The sequence below is a fragment of the bacterium genome, assembly GCA_026398675.1.
Taxonomy (GTDB): domain Bacteria; phylum RBG-13-66-14; class RBG-13-66-14; order RBG-13-66-14; family RBG-13-66-14; genus RBG-13-66-14.
Map to the genome: position 1 here is coordinate 1 of JAPLSK010000246.1, position 1,728 is coordinate 1,728.

The 1,728-nt window shown below is 64.8% G+C and carries 1 protein-coding gene; it reads left to right on the plus strand.

Annotation, left to right across the window (positions count from 1 at the left end; genetic code table 11):
- Window positions 1-231: 231 nt before the first annotated feature.
- Window positions 232-1,728: S8 family serine peptidase (locus NTW26_07740; GenBank protein MCX7022145.1), on the plus strand; the 1,497-nt coding region annotated here is incomplete at its 3' end.

The window sequence follows — 1,728 nt, forward strand, 5'->3', positions numbered from 1 at the left end:
CCCTCTCCCTAAAGGGAGAGGGGGTTTAAGGTAGCCCTCACCCCGGCCCTACCCCACAGGGAGAGGGGATATTCGGCAGCCCTCACCCCGCCCCGTGTTCCGCAAATTGCGATGACGTAGGGGCGGGTCTTTTCTCCCACCCGCGGACCACGGTCCGTTTTTCATTTGATTTCACTACGCAAAATAGCTTAAGATAAAAAAGGTAATTTATACCGCAGGGATGGAGGACCGATGCGCAAACTGGTTTACGCGTTTCTAGCGACGCTCCTCTCGGCCGCGGGAGCCCAGGCCGAACGCCTCCTGGTCGCGGAGCCGACCGTTCCGCAGTCGGTAGAGGTTCGGTACGTAGAGGGCGAGGTAATCGTCTGGTTCACGCGGGTGATGGACGACGCGGAGGTCCTGGCCGCCGCCCGGGAGGTCGGGCCGACGATCGGTCTCAAGGAACGCAGCGAGGTTACCCCGGAGCGGGTCCTCCTGTCGGTCCCCACCGGCCGGGAGGAGGAGTACGCCCGGCGCTTCGAGCTCCTGCCGGGAGTGCTGGCCGCGGCGCCCAACTTCATCTACCGCCTGGAGTGGATCCCCGACGACTACTACTACCCCTACCAGTGGAACTTTAACAAGGTCAATTTCATCTACCTGGAAGAGGGCTGGGACATCAACCGGGGCGGCGACTCCTCGGTCGTCATCGCCGTTCTCGATACCGGCGTGGCCTACGAGGAATACACCGTGCCGAGCTACGAGCAGGACGAGGTCATCGGCGGCACCTACCATCAGGCACCCGAGCTCTCCGACGTCACTTTCGTCAGTCCCTACGACTTCATCCACAACGACAGCCACCCCAACGACCAGCACGGCCACGGTACCCACGTCACCGGGACGCTGGCCCAGAACACCGACAACGGCACCGGGACGGCGGGCATGGCCTTCAACTGCCGGGTGATGCCGGTGCAGGTCCTGAACTGGCAGGGTTCCAGCCAGGGCTGGTCGGTGGCCGACGGGATAGACTGGGCGCGGACCCATTCGGCCGACGTGATCAACATGAGCCTGGGCGGCTACGGCTACGACTCGGTCTTGCACCAGGCGTGCATAGACGCCTACAACGCCGGAATCGTGCTGGCGGCCGCAGCGGGGAACGAAGACACGGACGACCCCCACTACCCCTCGGGCTTCGACGAGGTCATCTGCGTCGGGGCGGTGCGCTACGACTCCACCCGGGCCTATTACTCCAACTACGGCGAAGACCAGGAGATGATGGCCCCGGGCGGCGATTTGAGAGTGGACCAGGACGGCGACGGGCAATGGGACGGTATCCTCCAGCAGACGTACGGCGATTTGGACCCCCCCGTGGACCTGGACGTCCCCTTCAACTACTGGTTCTTCGAGGGCACGTCCATGGCCTGCCCCCACGTGGCGGCCGCCGTGGGGCTCATGATTTCCGAGGGCATAACCGGCCCCGCCAACATCCGCGCCACCCTGCACGCGACCGCCACCGACCTGGGGCCGACCGGCTGGGACGAGCAGTACGGCTACGGGCTCATAAACGTCGAGCAGGCCCTGGGCGGAAGCGTGATGCTCATGGCCACCGACCCCGTTGACGGCAAGGCCAACGTGGGGCTGAACGCCAACGTCGTCCTGACCTTCAACACCGCGATGGACACGGACCCCTCCGAGCTGACCTTCACCTGTTCCCCAAATCCGGGCGGGTGGACGCGCGCCTGGTCCTCGGGA